Source organism: Pseudosporangium ferrugineum (genome assembly GCF_003002065.1).
GTDB lineage: Bacteria > Actinomycetota > Actinomycetes > Mycobacteriales > Micromonosporaceae > Actinoplanes > Actinoplanes ferrugineus_A.
Genome location: NZ_PVZG01000002.1, coordinates 16683 through 40243 on the forward strand (window position 1 = coordinate 16683; position 23561 = coordinate 40243).

Consider the following 23561-nt stretch of genomic DNA (forward strand, 5'->3'; position numbering starts at 1 on the left):
TGACGCAGCTGCATCCTTTGCTGAGTAAGATTTACTGCCATGCATCTTGACCTGAACCTGCTGATCGCGCTGGACGCCCTGCTGGAGGAGGGCAGCGTGATGGGTGCGGCCGAGCGGCTGCACCTGTCGTCGCCCGCGGTCAGCCGCACCCTGGGCCGGCTGCGCAAGCTCACGGGCGACGACATCCTGGTGCGCACCGGCCGCACGATGATGCCCACGCCGTACGCGACGGCGATCCGGGAGGACGTGCACCGGCTGGTACGCCAGGCCCACGACGTCCTCGTGCCGAGCCGCGAGCTGCACCTCGACGAGCTCGACCGTACGTTCACGCTCCAGTGCCACGACCTGCTCGCCACGGCGCTGGCGCCGCTGCTGCTCGGCCGGATCATGGAGCGCGCACCCCGGGCGAGCCTGCGGATCCTCGCCGAGAACGCCACCGACACCGACGACCTGCGGCGCGGCCGGGTGGATCTGGAGTTGGGCGAGGGACGGCCGAGCCTGCCGGAATTCCGGTCGGAGAACCTGGGGCACGACCCCCTCGTCGTCGCGATGCGCCGGGGCCACCCGTGCGCCGAGGGCCTGCACCTGGCCTCGTACGCGGCCCAGCCGCACGTGCACGTGTCCCGGCGCGGCCGGCTCACCGCCCCCGTCGACGAGGTGCTGGCGGCCGAGGGCCTGCGCCGCCGCGTGGTGGCCGCCGTCGCCACCGGCACCATGGCCCTGCACGTGGCGAGCCGCAGCGACGTGCTGGTGACCACCACGGCGGTGATCAGCCGTCCGCTCCTCGACGCCTTCGGGCTGATCACCCGCCCGGCGCCGGTGGAATTCCCCGCCGCCGCGATCAACGCCAGCTGGCACCAGCGCTACGACTCCGACACCGCGCACGCGTGGCTGCGCGAACAGGTCCGGGCCGCCGTCGCGGACCTCGTCACCGATTAGGCCGGCGGCACGGCGACGGCACCCGGGAAACGCGGGTTCTCGGCCTCGTCGAGCATGGCCGCCGCCACGGTCGCGCGGGTGATCCGCACGGAGAAGTCCAGCGGGGGCGCGTCCGCCAGGCCGACGGTGCGCCGCCCGGGGCTCTCCGGCCCGAGGTCGAGCAGCCCGGCGTGGAAGACCGTGCCGCCGGCGTCGAGCACCGTGCCGTCGGCCGTCCGCGGGCGTCCTCTCACGCGCCGGGGAGCAGCATCGCCTCGATGAGGTGCGGGCCCGGCTCGCTCAGGGCGTGGCGGAACTGCCGGGCGAGCTCCTCGGTGGTCCACGCGCGGGTGGCGGGCACGCCCAGGCCGGTGGCCAGGGACACGAAGTCGAGGTCCGGCCGGGACAGGTCGGCCAGCCCCGCCGCCGCGGCACCCGCACCCACCCGGTCGAGCTCGCCCCGGAGGATCGCGTACGCCCGGTTGTTGAGGATGACCGTCGTGATGTCGAGCTGTTCGCGCGCGTGGCTCCACAGTGCCTGGAGCGTGTACATGGCGCTGCCGTCGGCCTCCAGGCAGACCACCGGGCGGTCGGGGCAGGCCATCGCGGCGCCGAGCGCGACGGGCAGTCCCTGGCCGATCGACAGCCCGGTCAGGCCCAGCACGTCGTGCGGCGGCGACGAGGCGGTGGCGGTGTGCAGGGTGGTCAGGCCGGCGGTGATGGACTCGTCGCACACGATGGCCTCCTCGGGCAGCAGCGCCCCGACGACCGCCGCCCAGTTGCCGGCGGTCAGTTCGCCCGGCGGCAGCGGCGGCGGGTCCAGCCGGGCCACGACGGGGGTCACGCCCGGCGCGACCTCGTCGGCCAGCGCCTCCAGGAAGTCCGCCGGCAGCGCGTGGATCCGGGTGCCCGCGGGCGTCGGCCGCCCGGTACGCCCCGGATACGCGAACGAGGTCACCGGTTCCCGCGCGCCGGCCAGGACGAGGTGCCGCACGCCGGTGAGCTGCGCGGTGATCTGCTCCCCGCGGTAGGCGAGCGGTTCGGTGAGCGGCACCCCGGCGCCGCGCCGCTGCCGGGCCGGCCAGTTGCGCGACAGCAGTCGCGCCCCGGTCGCCCGGGCGATGCGGCCCGCCGCGCGCAGGCCGGGTCCGCTCAGCGCCGTACCGTCCAGCAGCAGCGCGACCGGCTCCCCGGAGCGCAGCACGGCGGCGACCGGATCGAGCTCCACCGGGGACGGCGCCGCGGGGGCCGCGACTGGCTCCGGCGGTGCCAGGCGGGCCGGCGCCGACCAGGACAGGTCCGCCGGTACGACCAGCGTGGCGATCGCTCCCGACGTGCCCGTGCGGTCCGGGCCGGTGCCACCGGGCGCCAGCGATGCCGCGACGGCGGCGGCGACGTCCGTGCCGAGCCCGTCCACCGTCGAGGAGCGCCGCAGCCAGGCCGACACGGTGCCGGCGAGCGCGTCGATGTCCGACTCGAGCAGCGAGTCGAGCGGCTTGTGGCCGAGGGCGTGATCGCCGACCAGGTTCACGATCGGCGTGCCGGCCCGCCGGGCGTTGTGCAGGTTCGCGACGCCGTTGGCCAGCCCGGGACCGAGATGCAGCAGCGTGGTGGCCGGGCGCCGGGCCATCCGGCCGTACCCGTCGGCGGCCCCGGTGGCGACGCCCTCGAAGAGGCACAGCACGCCGCGCAGCGCGGGCAGCCGGTCCAGGGCCGCCACGAAGTGCATCTCCGACGTTCCCGGATTGGCGAAGCAGACCTCCACCCCGCCACCGATCAGCGTACGGGCCATCGCCTCGGCGCCGGTCATCCCGCTCATCCGCACCTCCGCGCCGAAGCTAGCAACCCAAGATCGTCAACGGCGAACCGGTGGGCCGTTGGTGCAGGGCCTTTGCACCGTTTGCCCAGGCGTACGGACAGGGCGGGCGGATCCTCACTATCGTTGACCCTCCGATGTGTTCAGCGCGTTACCGGGAGGATCCGCATGGCGTCAGCCGCGCGTACGTTCGCCACCATCGGCTCGGTCGAGCCGCCGACCGGCGCGCCGGCCGGGCTGGACCGGGTCGTCGTGCTCGGCGGCAGCATGGCCGGGCTGCTCGCCGCGCGGGTCCTGGCCGACCACGCGGCGACGGTCGTGGTGATCGAGCGGGACACCCTGACCGACGTCGTCGCCCCGCGGCGCGGCGTGCCGCAGGGCACCCAGGTCCACGCGCTGCTGCAGGCCGGCGGCCGGCAGCTGGAGCGCTGGTTCCCCGGCTTCGACGCCGGCGCCCGGGCCGCCGGGGCGCAGCCGATCTCGCCCCAGCAGTGGGCCTCCTACACCGACGGCGTGCGCAAGCCCGTGGCCCCGATCGGCGACGCGCTGACCGCCACCCGGCCCTTCCTCGAGCAGCAGGTCCGCGAGCGGGTCCGCGAGCTGCCGAACGTGAAGATCATCAACGGCCGGGTCACCGGGCTGGACTTCAACGCCACCGAGGTCACCGGCGTGCGGTACGAGTCGGACGGCGACGGCGGCCACGAGCCGGCCGACCTGGTGGTGGACGCGACCGGCCGGGCCAGCAAGGTCTCCGACTGGCTGACCGCGGCCGGCTGGGACGCGCCGCCGATGACCCGGCAGATCACCGGCATCAACTACGCGACCGCGTTCTTCCGACGCCCGCCGGGGCGCCCCGACATCGGCGCCGCGCTCTGTGCCCTGACCCCGGCGAAGGGCGGTGACCTCGCGGGCGTGGCGTTCTCGGCGGTGGAGAACGACCGCTGGATCGTCATGATGGGCGGCTACGGGACCTGCCGGCCGGGGGAGACCGCCGAGGACCTGATCCGGCGCTGCCGCCAGGACTTTCCCGAACCGTTCGGCCGGGCGGTGTCGCACGGGATCATCGGGGACGTGATCACGTACCGCCAGGCGGACAGCCGGCGCCGGGACTGGGCGAAGGCCGGGCGGCTGCCGGCCCGGCTGCTTGCGGTCGGCGACGCGGTGGCGTCCTTCAACCCCATCTACGGCCAGGGCATGTCGTCGGCCGCCCTGCATGCATCCTGCCTGTCGATGTTCCTGCGCTCCGGCCCCGACCTGACCGCCCCGGCCCGGCCGTTCTTCGACCTCCAGCAGGTGGTCGTGGACGCCGCGTGGGCGACGTCGACGGCCGGCGACCGCGCCCGGCCGTCGATCAACCTGCCGCCGCGGGGCCTCGAGCGGGTGCGGGCCTCGCTGGCCGGCATGGTCGTCGAGGCCACGACGGTGGACCCGGTGCTCGCCCTCGGCTTCGCCAAGGTGACCCAGATGATCGAGCACCCGGCCGTCCTCGCCACGCCCGGCTCGCTGTGGCGGGCCTGGCGCGCCCGCAGCGTGCCCCGGCCCCGGCCGGTCCCCCCGCTGGAGGCCGCCTGACGGCACCGCGGGCCGAGCCGCGGCCGGGGATCAACCCTGCGAGAGAACCTCGGCGAGGACGCGCAGCTCCGCCGCCTCGCGGGGGGTGCCCAGGGCGGACGCGCAGGTGTCGAGCGTCTTCCACAGCGCCCAGCCGCGGCCGCGCGCCCACGTGGCGTCGTCGGCCGGCAGGCGCTCCCGGAACGCCCGCCGGCCGTCGGCGGTCAGCAGCGTCCACGCGACCGCCAGGTCACAGGCCGGGTCGCCGACGCCGCACGCCCCGAAGTCGATGACGGCCGCGAGCTCCCCGTCGCGCAGCAGCAGGTTCCCCCGGGCGACATCGCCGTGGAACCACTTCTCCACACCGTCCCCGCGCGCGTCCAGGGCGGCCCGCCAGAGCTCGACGGCCCGGCCGGCGTCGATCCGGCCGCCGAGCGCCGTGAGGGCCCGGTCCACGAACGGCTGGAACGCGTGCAGCGGGCCGCCGCGATACCAGTTGTGGAGCCCCGGGCGCGGCCCGCCGGCGCTCCCGGCACCGTGCAGGGCCGCGAGGAACCCGGCCAGGTCGAGGGCGAAGGGTACGGGCCGGGCGATCCGGTCCGCGCTCGCCGGTTCGCCGTCCAGCCACCGGTAGACCGACCACGGGTACGGGTACCCGGCGCCCGGCTTCCCCTTCGCCAGCGGCACGGGCACCGGCAGCGGGAGCCGCGGGGCGAGCACCGGCAGCCACCGGTGCTCCTTGTCCACCGCGGCGGCGTACTCGGCGGCGCTCGGCAGCCGCACCGACATCTCCGCGCCGAGGTGGAAGGTGCGGTTGTCCCACCCGCCGTCGCGCACGGGCCGGACCGGCAGGCCGGCCCACTCGGGGAACTGGTCGGCGACGAGCCGGCGCACCTGCTCCGGCTCGACGGCGATCCGCCGCGGGGCGGGACCGAAACGCGGTGTGCTGCTCACGGAACTCCCTGTCCGGCCGGGGAAAACCGGGGGAGTCTATGCGGGCCGCGGCGCCCGGTCGAACGATATCGGCGCCCGCTTCGCGGCGGGAGGTCAGGGGTGGATGGGGCCGTCGGTGCGGGTCAGGCGCTGACCGGTGCCGCCCCAGCGCACGGCGATGATCTCGGCCGCGATGCTCAGCGCGGTCTCCTCGGGCGTACGGGCGCCCAGGTCGAGGCCGATCGGGGAGGCGAGCCGGGCCAGGGCGCCGTCGGTCAGGCCCGCCTCGCGCAGCCGCTTGAGCCGGTCGTCGTGGGTGCGGCGGGAACCCATCGCGCCGACGTACGCGACCGGCAGGCGCAGCGCCACCTCCAGCACCGGCACGTCGAACCTGGGATCGTGGGTGAGGACGCAGACGACCGTACGGTCGTCGACGCGCCCCGCCTGCGCCTCGGCCGTCAGGTAGCGGTGCGGCCAGTCCGTGACCACCTCGTCCGCGGCCGGGAACCGGCGGGCGGTGGCGAACACCGGCCGGGCGTCGCAGACGGTGACGTGGAAGCCCAGGAGCGACCCGATCCCGGCGGTGGCCGCGGCGTGGTCGGTGGCGCCGAAGACCAGCATGCGGGCGGGCGGGGCGAACGCGGACACCATCACGGACAGCCCCTCGCCGCGGCGTTCACCGTGCGGTCCGTAGTGCAGCAGCCCGGTGCGGCCGGCGGCGAGGAGACCGCGGCCGTCGTCGGTGACGGCGTCGTCGATCCGGTCGTGGCCGAGCGACCCCTCCCGGCCGTCCGGCTCGATCAGCAGGTGGCGTACGGCGCCGGCCGCGAACGTGCTGGCCAGCGCCACCGGCCGCCCGTCCCGCACCGCCGCTACCAGGGCGGGCAGCTCCGGGAAGCTGTCCGGGCCGACCCGCTCGATCAGCAGCTCGATGGTGCCGCCGCAGGTCAGGCCCACCTCGAAGGCGTCGTCGCCGCTGACGCCGAACCGGGCCGTGCGGGCCGTACCGGTTCCGGCGACCTCCCGGCACAGCTCGTAGACCGCGCCCTCGACGCAGCCGCCCGAGACGCTGCCCGCGACGGTGCCGTCCGGCCCGACGGCCATGGCCGCCCCGGGCTGCCGCGGCGCGCTCGACCAGGTCGACGTCACGGTGGCCAGCCCGGCCGGCTCCCCGGCCTCCCACCAGGTGAGCAGACTGTCCAGGACGTCGCGCATGCGGCCCCCTCCGGGTGCGGTCGGCGGTTCCACCGTACGGCGTCCCGTCCCGGTCACAGCAGTTTCTCGGGGGTGATCGGCAGGTCCCGGATCCGCCGGCCGGTGGCGTTGTGGATCGCGTTCGCCACGGCCGGTGCCACCCCGGTGCTGCTCAGCTCTCCGATGCCACGCGCGCCGGCCGGCGCGTACGGATCGGGGATGTCGGTCCAGATCAGGTCGATCGGGGGCACGTCGAGGTGCGCGGGCACGTGGTAGTCGCCGAGGCTCGCGTTGACGATCCGCCCGTTGCGGTCGTCGAAGACCGTCTCCTCGGTCAGCGCCGCGCCGAGCCCCATGACGATCCCGCCCCGGAACTGACTCGCCGCCGTCCGGGGATTGAGGACGCGGCCGCAGTCGATCGACCCGAGGATCCGGCTGACCCGCGTCTCGCCGGTGACCGAGCTGACCCGTACCTCGCAGAAGATGGCGCCGAACGAGAACATGGAGACGTTCGCCATCTCGGCCGGCGGTTCGCCGCTGCCCTCGACGACGAGCTCCGCGCGCCCGGCGCGGGCCAGGACGGACTCGTAGCTCTCGTGCCGGGACGGGTCGTCGAGGGCGGCGAGCCCGCCGTTCACCGCGCCGACCTCGGCCAGGGTGAGCCCGGCGAGCGGCGACCCGTCGCGGACGAGTTTCAGCAGCTCATCCATGAGGTTGCGGGTGGCGGCGAGCAGCGCGCCGCCGATCCCGGCGCTCTGCGAGGACCCGACGGCGAGGAAACGGCCGGGCATCGCGGAGTCGCCGTACCCGACCGACACCCGGTCGATGTCGAGCCCGAGCCGGTCGGCGAGGATCTGGGACTGCACGGTGGCCGTACCCATGCCCATCTCGTGCGCGGCGACCTCGGCCCGGGCCCGGCCGTCGGCGGTGAGCCGGATCCGGGCGGCCCCGCCGGGGCGCCGCTGATAGTGGTGCGAGACCATCGCGCAGCCCATCCCGGCGAGCCATTCGCCGTCGCGGACCGAGCCCGGCACGGGACTGCGCCGGGACCAGCCGAACCGCTCGGCGCCCGCGCGCCAGGCCTCGGCGGCGTGCCGCGAGGAGAACGGCTTGCCGCCGATCGGGTTCGTCGCCGTCTCGTTGCGCAGGCGCAGCTCGATCGGGTCCATCCCCAGCTTCCCGGCCAGCTCGTCCACGGCGCTCTCCAGGGCGAAGAAGCCGATCGTCGAGCCGGGCGTCCGCATGCTGCAGTTCTGCACCAGATCGGCGTACGCCATGGAGGTGTCGAGCACGAAGGCGTCCGACGCGTAGTGGTTCTGGCTCGCCATGGACAGCGGCTCGGGCCAGGGGGAGTGCCGGGTGGTGGCGTACGCGCCGGTGTGCACGATGGCACGGATCCTGCCGTCCTCGTCCGCGCCGACGGCCACCCGCTGCTCGGCCGGCGGGCGGCCCCCGGTCATCCGGAAGACGCCCTCGCGGGAGAGCGCGAGGCGCACCGGGCGTCCGGCCGTCCGGGAGGCCACGGCGGCCAGGACGTGGTGCTGCCACAACACCTTCACGCCGAAGCCGCCACCCACGAACGGCGACGTCACCCGGATCCGGGCGGGGTCGATCCCGAGGATCTGCCCCAGCGTCCACGCGGTGTGCAGGACGCCCTGGGTGCTGTCGTGCACGCGGAGCTCGTCGCCGTGCCACGCCACGGTGACCGCGTGCGGTTCGATGGTGTTGTGGTGGTGCGGCGGGGTCCGGTACGTCTCGTCGACCGACACCGCCGACGCCGCGAGGGCCTGTTCCGCGTCCCCGAGCTCCACGCGGATCCGCCGGCCGAAGATCTCGAGCGGCCTCGTGCCCGCCGCGAGCGCCGCCGCGAAGGAGGTCACCGCCGGTTCGGCCGCGTACGTCGCGTGGATCAGCGAGGCGGCGTGATCGGCCTGCTCCTGGGTCTCGGCGAGGACGAGCGCGATCGGCTGGCCGTTCCAGTGCACGCGGTCGTCCTGCATGACCGGGAGCCGCTCGAAACCGATCCCCGGATCCCGCAGGGACATGTCGTAGCCGGGCTGGGGGTTCAGCCGGGGCGCGTTGCGGTGGGTCAGCACCAGGACGACGCCGGGGGAGGCCTCGGCCGCCGCGGTGTCGAGCCCGGTCATCCGTCCCTTGGGGATGGTGCTGTAGGCGAGGGCCGCGTAGGCCAGGTCGTCGTAGCCGTACTCGGCGGCGAAGGGTGCCCGGCCGCGTACCTTGACCGGGCCGTCGAGGCGGGCCAGCGGCGTGCCGACGTAGCCGCGGTGCCCGCGGGACAGCGGGTCGGCGTGCGCGACGCCGGCCCAGTTCTCCGGGACCGCCGGCACGGGGGTCGTCGTCCGGCCGGGGCGCCGCGCGAGGGCGGCGCCCTCCTCGACCAGCTTCGCGTCGTGCGCGTCGCTCATGCCCGCTCCTCCCGCACCAGTCCATCGAGGACAGCCGTGATGGTGCGCACCGCCAGCTCCACCTTGAAACCGTTGTCGCGCAACGGGGTCGCCGCGGCCAGCTCCGCCTCGGCCGCGGCCCGGAACGCCGTGGCCGTGGCCGGGCCGCCGATCAGGGACCGCTCCGCCGTGTACGCCCGCCACGGCTTGGGCGCGACGCCGCCGAGCGCGAGCCGGGCAGAGGTGACCACACCGTCCTGCACGCCGAGCAGTGCGGCGACCGACACCAGCGCGAACGCGTAGCTGGCCCGGTCCCGCACCTTCCGGTACGCCGAGCGCTCACCCGTCACCGGCGCGGGCAGCTGCACGCCGGTGATCAGCTCGCCGGGTGCGAGCACCGTCTCGATCTCCGGGTGGGTCCCGGGCAGCCGGTGCAGGCCGGTCAGCGGCACGAGGCGCGATCCGCCGGCGCCGCGCAGGTGCACGTCGGCGTCGAGGGCGGCGAGGGCGACGCACATGTCCGAGGGGTGGACCGCGATGCAGGCCGGCGAGGCGCCGAGGATCGCGTGGCCGCGGTGGGGCCCGCCGACCGCGTCGCAGCCCTCGCCGGGATTGCGCTTGTTGCACCGGTATCCGGCGACGTCGTAGAAGTACGGGCAGCGGGTCCGCTGGAGCAGGTTGCCGCCGACCGTCGCCATGTTGCGGATCTGCCCGGAGGCCCCGGCGAGGATCGCGCGGGACAGCACCGGATAGCGGGTACGCACGAGCCGGTGCTCCGCGACCGCGGTGTTGCGGGCAGCCGCCCCGATCATCAGGCCGCCGCCGCTGTCCTCGATCGACGAGGACAGTCCGGTCACGTCGACCAGGGCGCTCGGCCGTTCGACCGTCCGGCGCAGCAGGTCGACCAGGTTCGTGCCGCCGCCCAGGTACGTGCTGCCGGCCGTGCCGGCGAGGCGGACGGCGTCTTCCTCGTCCCCGGCCCTCGCGTACGTGAAGGGGATCATCGGGTCCGCCCCGCGAAGGTCTCCGCGACGGCGTCGGCGATGCCGTTGTACGCGCCGCAGCGGCACAGGTTGCCGCTCATCCGCTCGCGCAACTCGTCGCCGTCCAGGCCGGCCGTGGCGGCGCCGAGGTCGGCCGTCACGTAGCTGGGCACGCCGCGCTCCACCTCGGCCATCATGCCGAGGGCCGAGCAGATCTGGCCGGGCGTGCAGTAGCCGCACTGGAAGCCCTCGTGCTCGACGAACGCCCGTTGCAGGGGGTGCGGGGTGTCGCCCTCGGACAGGCCCTCGATGGTCACGACCTCGCGGCCGGCGTACTGGACCGCCAGGGCGAGGCACGACAGGACGCGCTGCCCGTCCACCAGCACCGTGCAGGCGCCGCAGGCGCCCTGGTCGCAGCCCTTCTTCGTGCCGTGCAGCCCGGCCTGTTCGCGCAGCAGGTCCAGCAGGGACACGCGCGGGTCGTCCGGCAGGGCCACCGGGCTTCCGTTGATCCGCACCGGTCCACCGTCCTCGGTCATGGTGGGAGCCTCTCGTCAGCGGCCTAAGTGGAAAAGTTTTCCGGATAGTAGGCACGGCGGTGGAGGGGGCGCAAGGGCGTGCTCGATTTCCGGCTACCGGGCGGGGTCGTGGCGCAGGCCGTCGAGGAAGACGGCGACGACGCGCTGATTGTGGTCGATTCCCCGCCCCGGCGCCGGCTGGGACAGCATCGTGAGGGCGTGCAGAAGATCCTCGGCGCCGAGGTCCTCGCGGACCGTCCCCTCGGTCACGGCGGCGTCGAGCAGGTCGGCGACGATCGGGCCCAGCCGCCGCAGGAAGTAGCCGGGCAGCTCCCGGAACGCCGGATCGCCGGATTGCAGCGCCGAGGCGAGCCCGCGCTTGGTCGCGATCAGCTCGGTGAACCGCCGGGCCCAGAGGCGCAGCGCCTCCGCCGGCGGGTGCCCGGCGGCCAGCGCGGGACCGGCCTGCGCGACCGCGTCGATGCCGCTCTCCACCACGGCCTTGACCAGGTCGGCGCGGTGCGGGAAATGCCGGTAGAGCGTGCCGACCCCGACGCCGGCCAGGTCGGTGATCTCCTTCGCGGGCGCCTCCACGCCGGAGGTCGCGAACACCGCGCCCGCCGCTTCGACCAGCGCGTCGATGTTGCGGCGGGCATCGGCGCGCCGGCGCGTCACCGGCGCCCTGTCCTCGGCCATCCCGACCTTCCTTGCACTGCCGACCGGTTTCCGGAAGGCTCTTCTCACTTATCGTAGGCCGACCTCGATGACGGAGTGATCCGGTGAAGGTGCACCACCTCAACTGCGGCACGATGCGCCCGCCCGGCGCCTCCCTGGTGTGCCACGTGCTGCTCCTCGAGACCGGCAACGGCCTGGTCCTGGTGGACACCGGTTACGGCCTCGCCGACGTCGCCGACCCCCGCCGCCGCATCGGGCCGGTGCGCAGCTTCGTGCGGCCCGTGCTCGACGCAGGGGAGACGGCCGCGCGGCAGGTCGAGGGGCTCGGCTTCCGGCGCGAGGACGTGCGGCACATCGTGCTCACCCACTTCGACGCCGACCACATCGGCGGCCTCTCCGACTTTCCCGAGGCGAGCGTGCACGCCACCGCCGACGAGGTGTCCGGCGCGGTCACCGATCCGACCCGGCGCGAGCGGCAGCGGTTCCGCCCCGCCCAGTGGGCGCACGGGCCCCGCCTCGTGGAGCACGGGGCGGCCGGTGAGTCGTGGCGCGGCTTCGCCGCCGCGAAGCCCCTGGACGAGATCGCGCCGGGCATCGTGCTCATCCCGCTCCCCGGCCACACCCGCGGGCACGCCTGCGTGGCGGTCGACTCCGGCAGCGGGTGGCTGCTGCACGCCGGCGACGCGTTCTACTACCGGGGCACCGTCGACGGGAGCGGCGGCGTGCCGTTCTCGCTGCGTGCGCTGGAGACCATGGTCGCGTGGGACCGGAGCAAGGTGCGCGAGAATCACGCCCGCCTGGCGGCGCTGCTCGCCCGCGACGAGCCGGACCTGACGGTCTTCTCCGCCCACGACCCGGTCGCGTTCGCCGCCCTCAGCGGCGGCTGATCCGCAGTGGACGGTGCCGCCGCGCCGGCCGCCGGGGCCACGGGCGGTGCCCCCTCGGGCACGATGGGCCCTCCCGCCCGTCACTGACGGGCCCGACCACGATCCACAGTGTCACGATCGGCGCCATGCTCCGAGGCCCGAGCACCGACGATCACGCCTCCACCGCCGCCTACTCCGCCATCTCCGCCCACGCCGAGGTCCGCCCGATCCCGGAGGTGCTGCGGGACAACGCTCTCCACCGGGGCGACCGGCCGGCGTTCTCCGACGACCGGCGTGCGGTCACCTGGGCGCAGGTGGGGGCGCGTACCGCGCGGCTGGCCGTGGCGCTGGCGGTGGAACCGGGCGAGCGCGTCGCGTTCGTGCTGGATCACGGCGTGGACCTGGCCGAGGCGGTGCTGGCCACGGTCCGGGCCGGGGCCGTCGGCGCGCCGCTCGGGCCGCGCGGCACGGACGGCGAACTCGCGACCCTGCTCGCCGGCTGCACCCCCGCCGTCGTGGTGGCCGACGAGCGGCACCACGCCCGGATCGCGCGGCTGGCCGGACGGCCCGTGCGGCTGCTCGCGCCGGGAGCGGCCAGCGCGCCCGGGGACGCCGTACCCCGCGACGACCCGGGCCTCGACGAGCCCGCGTTCCTGCTCTACACGTCGGGGACCACGGGCGTACCCAAGGGCGCACTCGCCACCCAGCGGGCCGCGCTGTGGTCCGCGGTCTCCTGCTACGGCCCGCTGCTCGGCCTGAACGCCGCCGACCGGCTGCTCTGGCCGCTGCCCATGGCCCACAGCTTCGCCCACTCCCTGTGCGTGCTGGGCGTGACCGTCGCCGGCGCGAGCGCCCGGATCGTGGACGCGCCGGACCCGGCCACCGTCGCCCGGCTGATCGGCGAGGAACGCCCCACCGTGCTGGCCGGGGTGCCGGTCACCTACCGGCACCTGCTGGACGCCCGTCCGGACCGCACCGGCTCGCTGCGGATCTGCGTGACCGCGGGCGCGGTCAGCGACGCGGCGCTGCGGGCCGACGCGGAGGCGCTGCTCGGAGTGCCGGTGCTGGACTGCTACGGCAGCACCGAGACCTGCGGCATGATCGCCGTCGAGCCGGCCGCCGGGCCCCGGCGGCCGGGCACCAGCGGGCCGCCGGTGCCGGGCGTCGAGGTCCGGCTGACCGACCCGGTCACCGGCGGGCCCGCCGACGGCGAGGGCGAGATCCGGGTACGCGGCCCGAACCTGATCCTCGGCTACCACGGGCAGCCGGCGGCGACCGCCGAGGCGCTGCCCGGCGGGTGGTACCGCACCGGGGACCTGGGCCGGATCGACGCCGACGGGCACCTCACGGTGATCGGCCGGACCGGCGACCGCATCGTGCGCGGCGGCGCCAATGTGGACCCGGCCGAGGTGGAGCGGGTGCTGCTGAGCCTGCCGGAGGTGGGCGACGCCGCGGTGGTGGCACGCCCGCACCCGCTGCTGGGCGAGGTGCCGGTCGCGTTCGTGGCACCGGCCGGTGCGGAACCCGACCCGGCGGTGCTGCTGCGGGCGTGCGCGGCGGCGCTGTCGGCGTACAAGGTGCCGGAGGAGATCGTCTTCACCCCGGCGATCCCGCGTACCGGCTCCGGCAAGCCGCGGCGGTCGCTGTTGCGCGAGGGGCTCGCGGCCGTGCCGTCCGCGGAGACGGCCCGCTTCGACGCGATGACCGCCGGCGAGCGCCGGGCCGCGCTGGCCGAGCTCGTCCGCACCGAACTCGCGGCGATCGGCGGCCCGGTCACCGGGATGGCCACCGCCTTCGCCGACCTCGGCGTGACGTCCGTGCAGGCGGTCACCGTGTGGCACCGGCTCGGGGTGCGTACCGGGCTGCGGCTGCCCACCACGGTGCTGTGGGACCACCCGAACCCGGCGGCGCTGGTGGCGTACCTGGACTCGCGACTCGGCGGGGCGCCGGCCAGCGTCACCGAGCGGCCGCGGACGCCTGCCGAGCCGATCGCGATCGTCGCCGCCGGATGCCGCTTCCCCGGGGGCGTACGGTCGCCCGAGGAGCTGTGGCGGCTGGTCGACGACGGCGTGGACGCCACCGGCGAGTTCCCGGCGGACCGCGGCTGGGACACCGACGCCGTCTACGACCCCGACCCGGACCGCGCCGGTGCCACGTACACCCGGCGCGGCGGCTTCCTCTACGACGCGGCCGACTTCGACCCCGGCTTCTTCGGCATGTCGCCGCGCGAGGCGCTGGCCACCGACCCGCAGCAGCGCCTGCTGCTCGAGGTCGCCTGGGAGACGTTCGAGCGGGCCGGCCTCCCGGCGCCCGCCCTGCGCGACAGCGACACCGGGGTCTTCGTCGGCCTCATGCACAGCGACTACGCCGGGCGCCTGGGCGACAGCCACGACCTCGAGGCACACCTGGGCATCGGCTCGGCGGGCAGCGTGGCGTCCGGGCGGATCGCGTACGCGCTCGGCCTGCGCGGGCCCACGCTGACCGTGGACACCGCGTGCTCCTCGTCGCTGGTCGCCATGGACCTGGCGGCCACGGCGCTGCGGAATGGCGAGTGCCGCCTCGCGCTCGCGGGGGGCGTCACCGTGCTGTCCACCGTACGGCCTTTCCTCGCGTTCAGCCGCCAGCGCGGGCTGTCCCCGGACGGGCGCTGCCGCTCGTTCGCGGCCGGGGCGGACGGCACCGCCTGGGCCGAGGGCGCCGGGCTGGTGCTGCTGGAACGCCTGTCGGACGCCCGCCGCCTCGGCCATCCGGTGCTCGCCGTGCTGCGCGGCTCCGCCGTCAACTCCGACGGCGCGTCGAACGGGCTGACCGCCCCGAACGGCGCCGCGCAGCGGGACCTGATCCGGCTGGCCCTGGCCGACGCCGGGCTGGCGGCGTCCGACGTGGACGTCGTCGAGGGGCACGGCACCGGGACCCGGCTCGGCGACCCGATCGAGGCCGCCGCGGTGCTGGCCACGTACGGGCAGGGCCGCGCGGAGCCGGTGCGGCTGGGCTCGGTGAAGTCGAACCTGGGCCACACCCAGGCGGCGGCGGGCGTGGCCGGCGTGATCAAGATGATCGAGGCGATGCGGCACGGCCGGCTGCCCCGCTCGCTGCACGGCGACGACCCCTCGCCGCTGGTCGACTGGGCCAGCGGCGCGGTACGCCTGCTCGGCACCGCGGAACCGTGGCCGGCCGGCGACCGCCCCCGGCGCGCGGCGGTGTCGTCGTTCGGCATCGGCGGCACGAACGCGCACGTGATCCTCGAGGAGCCGCCGGCCGCGGAGCCCTCCGCCGAGCGGGTGCCGGACGTGTGGGACCGGGCGCCGTGGTGCTCGGCGGGGCGGACGGGGCGGGGCTGCGGGCGTACGCGCAACGACTCGCCGGCCTCCCGCCGGACGGGCTCGCCCGGGACGTGGCGTACTCGCTGGCCACCGGTCGGGCGCCGCTGACGCACCGGGCGGTGGTCCGCGGCGGCGACCCCGACGCGCTGCGGGCCCTGGCGCGGGGCGTGCCCCATCCCGCCCTGCACGAGGCCGTGGCCCACCGCGAGCCGCGGACGGCGTTCCTGTTCACCGGCCAGGGCGCGCACCGGCCCGGCATGGGCCGCGCGCTGGCCGCCGCCTTCCCGGCCTTCGCCGCCGAGTACGACGCCGTGTGCGCCGCGTTCGACGTGCACCTGGACCGGCCGCTGCGCGACGTCATCGACGCCGGCCCGGAGCTGCTCCAGCGCACCGACTACGCCCAGCCGGCCCTGTTCGCGTTCGAGGCCGCCCTGTACGCGCTGTACCGGGCGTGCGGCGTCCACCCCGGCCACCTCGCGGGTCACTCGATCGGCGAGCTCACGGCCGCGTACGCCGCCGGCGTGCTCGACCTCCCGGACGCCGCGCGGCTGGTGGCGGCGCGGGGCCGGCTGATGGCCGCGCTGCCGCCCGGCGGCGTGATGGTCGCGGTCCGGGCCCGCGCCGACGAGGCGGAGAAGCTGCTCGCCGACGCATCGGGCCGGGTCGCGCTCGCCGCCGTCAACGGGCCGGGCGCCGTGGTGCTCTCCGGCGCCGAGGACGCGGTCGCCGACCTGGCCGCGCGGCTCGGCGGCGGGCAGCGCCGGCTGCGCACGAGCCACGCGTTCCATTCGCCGCTGCTCGACGCCATGCTGGACGACTTCCGCGCGGTGGCCGCGACCGTGACGTACCGGCGGCCGTCGCTGCCCGTGGTCTCCGCCGTGACCGGGCGGCCCGAGCCGGACGCGCTCGCCACCGCGGACCACTGGGTGCGGCACGCCCGGGACACGGTCCGCTGGGCCGACGCGGTGGCCTGGCTCGACGGCGCCGGCACCACCGGCTACGTGGAGGTCGGCCCCGCCGCGGTCCTGGGCGTGCTCACCCGGGAGTGCCTCGCCGCGGACAGCCCCGCCGACGTCATCCCCGGCGTCCGCGACGACGCCGAGGTGCCGGACTTCCTCGACGCCCTGGCCACCCTGCACGTGCACGGGGTGGCGGTGGACTGGCCGGTCGCGTACGCCGGCAGCACCGCCCGCCGCCGTGACCTGCCGACGTACCCGTTCCAGCGGGCCCGTTACTGGCTCGACGCGACTCCGCCGGCCGCCGCCTCCGGCCACCCGCTGCTCGGCGACGCGCAACCGGCCGCCGACCGCCCCGAGGTGCGGCACTCCGGCGTGCTGTCCCTGGGCCGCCAGCCGTGGCTGGCCGACCACGTGATCGGTGACGAGGTCGTGGTGCCCGTCGCGGCCCTGGTCGAGATGGCGTGGCGCGCCGCCGGGCCCGGCGCCGCCCTCACCGGTCTCACCGTCGACACCCCGCTGGTGCTGTCCGGCGCGACCGACGTCCAGGTGGTGGCCGGGCCGGACGGGGCGATGGCGATCTGGTCCCGCCCGTCCGGGCAGGCGGGGGAGTGGACCCGGCATGCCTACGCGGAGGCGGCGGCCCCCGCGGGGGCGGCCCCCGCCGCGCCGGGGACCTGGCCGCCGCCCGGCGCCCGGCCCGCCGGCGTCGACTACGACCGCCTCGCCGGGGCCGGATTCCGTTACGGGCCCGCGTTCCGGGGGTCACCGCGGTCTGGAGCGACGAGAGCTCGGTCTACGCCGAGCTGGCGCTGCCCGCCGGGCCGGCCGTCACGGCCGGCGCCTACGGGCTGCATCCCGCGCTGCTCGACGCCGCCCTGCGCAGCACGCTGCTGGCCGAGCCGCCGGACCGGCTGCGGGTGCCGTTCGCGCTGTCCGGCGTGACGCTGCACGCCCCCGGTGCCGCGGCCGCCCGGGTGGTCTCGACGCGGCTCGGTCCGGACGAGGTGCGGATCACCGTCACCGACCCGTCCGGCCGGCCGGTCGCCACGGTGGAGTCGATGGTCAGCCGCGAGGTCACCGACGGTGGTGCGGCCCGCCGGCACCTGTACCGGCTCGACTGGGCGCCCGCCGGCCCGGCCGGGGCCGCCGGGCCCGCCGAGGTCTTCCGGCCGTCCGGCGGGGACGGTGACGCACCCGCCCGGGCCCGCGTCCTGCTCGCCGCCACGCTGGCCCGGCTCGCCGGGCACGCCACGGACGACCGGCCCGGCCGCCTCGTGGTGGTCACCGAGCGCGCCACCGGTCCCGATCCCGACCCGGCCGCCGCCGCGGTGTGGGGGCTGGTGGGCAGCGCCCAGGCGGAGCACCCCGGCCGGTACGCCCTCGTCGACCTGTGCGGCACCCCGGAGTCCGCGGCGGCCCTGCCCCGGGCGCTGACCCTGGCCGAGCCCCGGCTGGCGATCCGGGGCGGCACCGTGCTCGCGCCCCGCCTCGGGCCGGCCGGACCGGCGGACGGCGTGCCACCCGCGTTCGACCCGGACGGCACGGTGCTGATCACCGGCGGCACCGGTGGGCTCGCCGCCGTGCTCGCCCGGCACCTCGTCAGCGCGTACGGAATCCGGCATCTGGTCCTCGCGAGCCGGCGCGGCAGCGCGCCGGAGTGGACCGGCGAGCTCGACGCCGACGTGGCGGTGGTGGCCTGCGACGTGAGCGACCGCGCGGCCGTCGACCGGCTCGTCGCCCGTTGCGGTCCCGGCCTCACCGCCGTCTTCCACCTCGCGGGGGTGCTCGACGACGGCCTGCTCACCGCGCTGACGCCCGGACGGCTCGCCGCGTCCCTGGCGCCCAAGGCGGACGCCGCCTGGCATCTGCACGAGGCCACCGAGCGGTCCGGCCTCGCCGCGTTCGTGCTGTACTCGTCCGCCGCCGGGGTGCTCGGCCGGCCCGGGCAGGGCAACTACGCCGCCGCCAACGCGTTCCTCGACGCGCTCGCCGCGCACCGCCGCGCCCGGGGGCTGCCCGCCCATTCGCTGGCGTGGGGCCTGTGGCAGGCCGGCGAGGGTGGCATGGGCGAGCGCGTCGCCTCCGGCGCGTCCCGGCGGCGGCTCACCGGCGGCGGCGTGCGGGCCCTCACCGCCGCCGAGGGCGCCGCCCTGCTCGACCGGGCGCTGCGGACCCCGGAGCCGGTGCTGGTGCCGATCGCCATCGACCGTCGGGACCTCGCGGCGTCCGGGCCCGTGCCGCCGATCCTCGCCGGGCTCGCGCCGCCGCCGGCCCCCGCGCCCGGCGCCGCCGGCCCGGAGCTCGGCGGCTGGCGCGACCGGCTCACCGCGCTGCCCGAGGCGGAGCGGAAGGACACCCTCGCCGGGCTGATCCAGGCCGAGGTCGCCGCCGTGCTGGGCTTCCCCGGCGCGGCGTCGGTCCCGGCCGGCCGCGACTTCGCCGACCTGGGCTTCGACTCGCTGGCCGGCGTGCAGCTGCGCAACCGGCTCAGCGCATTCACCGGCGCCCGCCTGGACGCCACCGTCGTGTACGACCACCCGTCGCTCGCCGCGCTGACCGCCCACGTGTACGCGGCGATGGACCTCGGGGCCGCCGGGGAGCCGCCGCCCCCACCGCCGACGGCCGCACCCCCGGAGCGGCTGACCGCCGTGTACCGGCGGGTGCTGCGGACCGAGGGCGTCCGGGCGGCGCTGGCGCTGCGCTACCTCGCCTCCGCCGGGCTGCCGGCGTTCCCCGCCGCGGACCGGGCCGAGCACGCCGTCGAACCCCTGCGGCTGGCCGCCGGCGACCCGGCCGCACCCGTGCTCTTCTTCCTGCCCGGCTACCTCGCGCTGGCCACGCCGGCTCCGCTGGGGCTCGCGCGGGCCCTCGACGGCGCGTACGACCTGCATGCGTTGAGCAACCCGGGGTCCGGGCCGCGCCGGGAGGTCCCGGACAGCGTCGACACCCTCGCCCGGTTGCACGCGGACACCGTGCGGCGGATCGCCGGGGACCGGCCGGTGGTGCTGGTCGGCTTCTGCACCGGGGGCGCCATCGCGCACGAGGTCGGCGTGCGCCTCGCCGCGGACGGCTTCCCGCCGGCCGGCCTCGTGCTCGTCGAGACCCATCACGGCGCCGCCGGCCGTGACGACCCGCGGTCCCTCGCGCTCGTCGAGAGCGACCGCGAGCTGCCCGAGGAGCTGTTCCACGGGGTCTTCACCGATGCCGCGATGCTCGCCGGCGGGGCGTACCTGCGGCTCTTCGACGCCTGGAAGCCGGGCCCGTCGCCGGTGCCGGCGCTGCTGCTGCGGGCGGGCCCCACCCGCGAGATGCTCGCCGCCGACCCGGCGGGCGACTGGCGGCCCCGGTGGCCGCTGCCGCACGAGGTGATGGACATCCCCGGCGACCACGACAGCGTGCTGAGCGCGGACGGCGCGAGCACCGCGGCCGCCCTGCGCACCTGGATCGAGGCCCGTGCCGGGCTGGAGGGGGACGAATGACCGGGAACTACGACGTGGTGGTGGTCGGCGGCGGGCCGGCGGGGTCGACCGCGGCCACCGTGGTCGCGATGCGCGGCCACCGGGTGCTGCTGCTGGAGAAGCAGACGTTCCCGCGGTACCAGATCGGCGAGTCGCTGCTGCCGTCCACAGTGCACGGACTCTGCCGCATCCTCGGCGTCGCGGACGAGGTGGCGGCGGCCGGCTTCACCCTGAAACGCGGCGGCACGTTCCGCTGGGGCCGCAACCCGGAGCCGTGGCAGTTCTCCTTCGCCATGTCGCCGCGGCTGCCCGATCCCACCTCCACCGCCTTCCAGGTGGAGCGCTCGAAGTTCGACGAGATCCTGCTGCGCAACGCCGCCCGCCGGGGCGTCACCGTCCGCGAGGGGTGTGCGGTCCGCGGCGTCGTCGAGCGGGACGGCCGGGTGGGCGGCGTCGAGTACGACGACCCGGACGGCACCCGGCACACCGTGCACGCCCGGTACGTGATCGACGCGTCCGGCAACACCAGCCGCCTGCACGGCCGGGTCGGTGGCTCGCGGGTCTACTCCGATTTCTTCCGCAACCTGGCCGTGTTCGGCTACTTCGCCGGCGGCGCCCGGCTGCCCGAACCGCACGCCGGCAACATCTTCTGCGCGGCGTTCGACGCCGGCTGGATCTGGTACATCCCGTTGCGCGACGACCTGACCAGCGTCGGCGCCGTCATCGGACCGGAGCACCGGGCCGAGGTGCAGCGCGACCCCCGGGCCGCCTGGCGCGCGATGATCGACGCCTGCCCGGAGGTCCGCACCAAGCTGGGCGGCGTGCCCACCGCCACCGAGGCGCCGTACGACCAGGTGCGCGTCCGCAAGGACTACTCCTACTGGAAGCGGTCGTTCACCGCGTCCGGCATGGTGCTGGCCGGCGACGCCGCCTGCTTCGTCGACCCGGTGCTCTCCTCCGGCGTGCACCTGGCCACGTACGGGGCGCTGCTCGCCGCCCGCTCGATCAACGCGGTGCTGGACGGCGCGGTGCCCGAGGACCGCAGCCTCGCCGAGTTCGAGGCCCGGTACCGCCGCGAGTACGGCGCGTTCTACGAGTTCCTGGTGTCCTTCTACGACATGCAGCGCGACGAGACGTCGTACTTCTGGCAGGCGAAGCGGGTCACCTCGGTGGACGTGACCGAGACGGCCGCGTTCGCCGAGCTGGTCGGCGGCCTGCTGCCGGGCGAGGCCGGGATCGGCGTGCGGCTCGCCGGCGCCGCCGCGGACCTGGGCGGCGCGGTGGACCGGCTCGCCGGCGCCGACGACCGGTTCAACCCGCTGTACGGCTCCCGTACCGTCGGCGAGACCTTCCGGCAGGGCCGCAACCTGCAGGAGGAGGCCCTGTACGGCGCGCCCCTCGACGACCGCGGTGACGGCCTCCCGCTCGCCAAGGACGGGCTCGGTTGGACACTCTGAGCTGCCGGTTCGGCGACCCGGCCGGCGTGGCGCACCCGCTCGGCGTGATCCGCTGGACCACCGCCGCGGCCGGTCCGGCGATCCGGCACGGTGCGCCCGCCCTCGACCTGCACGTCGCCCGCGACCCCGGCGAGGCGGTCACCGAGGTGTGGACCACGAACCGGCCGGTGACCTCGGGCGTACGGGACGACATCGCGTACGGCCACGACGGCCGGTACGCGTTCTGCGCGGTCTCGGTGCCGCCCGCCGCCCGGTACGCGCCCGGCGTGCAGGACGCGTACCTGCGGGCGTTCGCGCTGCTCGGCGACCTCGGCTACCCGTACGTGTTCCGGATGTGGAACGCGGTCGGCCGGATCAACGAGCCGAACGCGGACGGGCTGGAGACGTACCGCGACTTCTGCCGGGGGCGGGCGGACGCGTTCGCCCGGTCGCCGCTGCCGCCGGGGCCGCTCCCGGCCGGCACCGGCGTCGGCGCCCGCACCGACGGCGTCGCGTTCTACCTGCTCGCCCGCCGCGAGCCGGGACACACCGCCGTGGAGAACCGCCGCCAGGTGCCGGCCTACCGCTACCCGGTCCGCTACGGCCCGCGCCCGCCCGCGTTCGCCCGGGCCAGCCGCCTGCCCGGCGGTCCGCTGCTGGTCTCCGGCACCGCCAGCATCCTCGGCCACGAGACCGCCCACGCCGGGGACCTCGCCGCCCAGTGCCGTACGACGCTGGAGAACCTGGCCGCGCTCGCCGACCCGCGCTCGCTGCGGGCCGTCAAGGTGTACGTCCGGCACCCGGCCCACCGCGACCCGGTACGCCGCCTGCTCGGCGGCACGCTGACCGGGGACGTCGCCTACCTCACCACCGACCTGTGCCGGCGTGACCTGCTCGTGGAGGTGGAGGGGATGGCTCCGGTGCCGGTGCTGGCAGGAGCCGGGTGAGGAAGCTCCGGCAGGCGCCGGCGTCGATCTCGTCGGACCGCCACGCGACGTACCCGTCGGGGCGGATCACGAACAGCGCCTGCGCGTCGTCGCGGACCAGGCCGTAGCGTTCGAACACCTCGACGCAGTCGACGGGCTCGACCCGAGGGTCCCGGCGGCACGCCACCCGGCCGACGAGGTGGGCGACGATCCCGCCGCCGAGCGCCTCGATGCCGCGCAGGCCGGCGGTGAGCCCGGCAGCCTCCTCGTCGCCGAGCGGCTTGCGCGACAACGCCACGACGCGCAGCCGGTAACCGGCCAGCAGGTCGAACATGGACCGGCCGGTGCTGAGCCGCGCGTCCGGCGCCCGCCCGCCCGCGTGCGGTCCCGCCGCCGAGCGGATCACCCCGTCGGCGGCGAACGGCCCCGGCGGGTAGGCCAGCCCGGTCTGCGACAGGCGCCGGAACGCCTTGCGGTGCGGCAGCGGCGCCGCGCTCATCCGGCCGATGAGGAACGGCCCGAGCAGGTCCCGCAGCCGTCCCCGCCAACCGGGCAGGTTCGCCGCGACCCGGTAGAGCCGGTCGGTGAAGCGCAGCAGTTCCACCCCGACCGGGTGCCGTTCGTCGTGGTAGCTGTCCAGCAGCGCGTCGCCGGCGCCGGCGTGCAGCACCGCCGCGAGCTTCCACGCCAGGTTCGCCGCGTCCTGCAACCCGGTGTTCATGCCCTGCCCGCCGGCCGGGGAGTGGATGTGCGCGGCGTCGCCGGCCAGGAACGCCCGCCCGGCGCGGTAGCGGTCGACGTGGCGCAGGTGGGCCTGGTAGCGCGTCGTCCACACCGGATCGGAGAGCGTCACCGGGACCCGCATCGCCAGTCGCAGCTCCGTCTGGAGCTCGTCGAGCGTCACGGGCCCGGAGCCGCCGGACGGGTCGGTGGTCATGACGCGGGAGCGGGCGGCGCCGTCCAGCGGCAGGAACAGTCCGATCCGGCCGCCGTTCATGAAGATGCGGAACCGGGTGTGGTCGAAGGGCCAGTCCACGCGGCAGTCGGCGAGCAGGAAGCGCTGGGCGTACCCGTCGCCCTCGAAGCTCAGGCCGAGCTGCTTGCGGACCGTGCTGTGCGCGCCGTCCGCGCCGACGAGGTAGCGGCAGGTGACGTCGCCGGTGCTCAGCCGGGCCCGCACGGACGTGTCGTCCTGGGTGAACGACTCGAGCCGGGTGCCGCGCTCGACGGTGACCCCGTGCCCGGCCAGGTCGTCGAGCAGCACCTGTTCGACCTCGTTCTGCGGCGCCATCAGGATGAACTGGTACGGCGTGTCCCCGGCCCGCGCCCGATCGAAGTCGAGCCCGCCCACCGGCCGGCCCCTGATGTGGAAGGTGATCCCGGTATTGATCACCCCGCGGGCGAGAAGCTCGTCCGCAAGTCCCACTGAGCGGAACAGTTCGACCGTACGGGCCTGGACGGCGAACGCCCGCGACTCGGTGGCCGGCCCGGCACCGGCGTCGACGACACGCACGGTGACGCCCTGCCGCGCCAGCAGGGCGGCGGTCATCAGCCCGCTCGGCCCGGCGCCGGCGACCAGCACCTCACAGGAGGTCACGGC

Annotated in this window: 16 protein-coding genes and 1 pseudogene; 8 read left to right on the forward strand and 9 right to left on the reverse strand. The window is 76.2% G+C overall.

What is annotated here, in order from left to right:
- Positions 1–39: 39 nt before the first annotated feature.
- Positions 40–939, forward strand: a complete 900-nt coding sequence (locus CLV70_RS04350; protein ID WP_106125063.1) for a LysR family transcriptional regulator — start codon at positions 40–42, stop codon at positions 937–939.
- Here CLV70_RS04350 and CLV70_RS04355 read toward each other — a convergent pair.
- Positions 936–1172 carry an NAD(P)-dependent oxidoreductase gene (locus tag CLV70_RS04355; protein WP_211303627.1) on the reverse strand — a complete coding sequence of 79 codons (237 nt, stop codon included), beginning with the start codon at positions 1170–1172 and terminating at the stop codon, positions 936–938. The genes CLV70_RS04350 and CLV70_RS04355 overlap by 4 nt on opposite strands.
- Positions 1169–2737 carry an acetolactate synthase large subunit gene (locus CLV70_RS04360; protein WP_106125064.1) on the reverse strand — a complete coding sequence of 523 codons (1569 nt, stop codon included), beginning with the start codon at positions 2735–2737 and terminating at the stop codon, positions 1169–1171. Before CLV70_RS04360 ends, CLV70_RS04355 begins: the two co-directional genes overlap by 4 nt.
- A gap of 165 nt (positions 2738–2902) precedes the next feature.
- Here CLV70_RS04360 and CLV70_RS04365 point away from each other — a divergent pair, with 165 nt between their 5' ends.
- Positions 2903–4306 carry an FAD-dependent oxidoreductase gene (locus CLV70_RS04365; RefSeq protein WP_106125065.1) on the forward strand — a complete coding sequence of 468 codons (1404 nt, stop codon included), beginning with the start codon at positions 2903–2905 and terminating at the stop codon, positions 4304–4306.
- A gap of 30 nt (positions 4307–4336) precedes the next feature.
- Here CLV70_RS04365 and CLV70_RS04370 read toward each other — a convergent pair whose 3' ends face one another.
- The 6 genes from CLV70_RS04370 to CLV70_RS04395 form a co-directional block, all read right to left on the reverse strand.
- Positions 4337–5239, reverse strand: coding sequence for an aminoglycoside phosphotransferase family protein (locus CLV70_RS04370; RefSeq protein WP_106125066.1), 903 nt, complete (start codon positions 5237–5239; stop codon positions 4337–4339).
- Between the two features lie 93 nt (positions 5240–5332).
- A complete protein-coding gene (locus tag CLV70_RS04375; RefSeq protein WP_106125067.1) occupies positions 5333–6433 on the reverse strand; it encodes an XdhC family protein in 1101 nt (366 codons plus the stop codon).
- Between the two features lie 53 nt (positions 6434–6486).
- Positions 6487–8838, reverse strand: coding sequence for a xanthine dehydrogenase family protein molybdopterin-binding subunit (locus CLV70_RS04380; protein WP_106125068.1), 2352 nt, complete (start codon positions 8836–8838; stop codon positions 6487–6489).
- Entirely contained in the window at positions 8835–9821 is a 987-nt protein-coding gene (locus CLV70_RS04385) for an FAD binding domain-containing protein (RefSeq protein ID WP_106125069.1), read from the reverse strand. The genes CLV70_RS04380 and CLV70_RS04385 overlap by 4 nt, the downstream gene beginning before the upstream one ends.
- Positions 9818–10339, reverse strand: coding sequence for a 2Fe-2S iron-sulfur cluster-binding protein (locus tag CLV70_RS04390; protein WP_106125070.1), 522 nt, complete (start codon positions 10337–10339; stop codon positions 9818–9820). Before CLV70_RS04390 ends, CLV70_RS04385 begins: the two co-directional genes overlap by 4 nt.
- A 93-nt stretch (positions 10340–10432) precedes the next feature.
- Positions 10433–11014 (reverse strand): TetR/AcrR family transcriptional regulator, encoded by a 582-nt coding sequence (locus CLV70_RS04395; RefSeq protein ID WP_106125071.1) that lies wholly within the window; start codon positions 11012–11014, stop codon positions 10433–10435.
- Between the two features lie 83 nt (positions 11015–11097).
- Here CLV70_RS04395 and CLV70_RS04400 point away from each other — a divergent pair, with 83 nt between their 5' ends.
- The 6 genes and pseudogenes from CLV70_RS04400 to CLV70_RS04415 all read left to right on the forward strand — a co-directional run bounded on the left by CLV70_RS04400 (position 11098) and on the right by CLV70_RS04415 (position 21982).
- Complete coding sequence (locus CLV70_RS04400) at positions 11098–11880, forward strand: MBL fold metallo-hydrolase (RefSeq protein ID WP_106125072.1); 783 nt, start codon at positions 11098–11100, stop codon at positions 11878–11880.
- Positions 11881–12005: 125 nt separating this feature from the next.
- Positions 12006–15290: a beta-ketoacyl synthase N-terminal-like domain-containing protein gene (locus tag CLV70_RS40795; RefSeq protein WP_245908027.1), complete on the forward strand. Its 3285-nt coding sequence runs from the start codon at positions 12006–12008 to the stop codon at positions 15288–15290.
- Between the two features lie 149 nt (positions 15291–15439).
- Positions 15440–16648, forward strand: a pseudogene (locus CLV70_RS41970) (acyltransferase domain-containing protein); the annotation flags it as partial.
- Between the two features lie 101 nt (positions 16649–16749).
- Positions 16750–19620, forward strand: coding sequence for an SDR family NAD(P)-dependent oxidoreductase (locus tag CLV70_RS41975; RefSeq protein ID WP_342750354.1), 2871 nt, complete (start codon positions 16750–16752; stop codon positions 19618–19620).
- On the forward strand, positions 19617–21056 hold the full coding sequence (locus CLV70_RS04410) for an FAD-dependent oxidoreductase (RefSeq protein WP_106125073.1): 1440 nt from the start codon (positions 19617–19619) through the stop codon (positions 21054–21056). The genes CLV70_RS41975 and CLV70_RS04410 overlap by 4 nt, the downstream gene beginning before the upstream one ends.
- Complete coding sequence (locus CLV70_RS04415; protein ID WP_106125074.1) at positions 21044–21982, forward strand: chorismate transformation FkbO/Hyg5 family protein; 939 nt, start codon at positions 21044–21046, stop codon at positions 21980–21982. Before CLV70_RS04410 ends, CLV70_RS04415 begins: the two co-directional genes overlap by 13 nt.
- Here CLV70_RS04415 and CLV70_RS04420 read toward each other — a convergent pair.
- Entirely contained in the window at positions 21900–23558 is a 1659-nt protein-coding gene (locus CLV70_RS04420; RefSeq protein ID WP_146163954.1) for an FAD-dependent monooxygenase, read from the reverse strand. The genes CLV70_RS04415 and CLV70_RS04420 overlap by 83 nt on opposite strands.
- Positions 23559–23561: the final 3 nt, after the last annotated feature.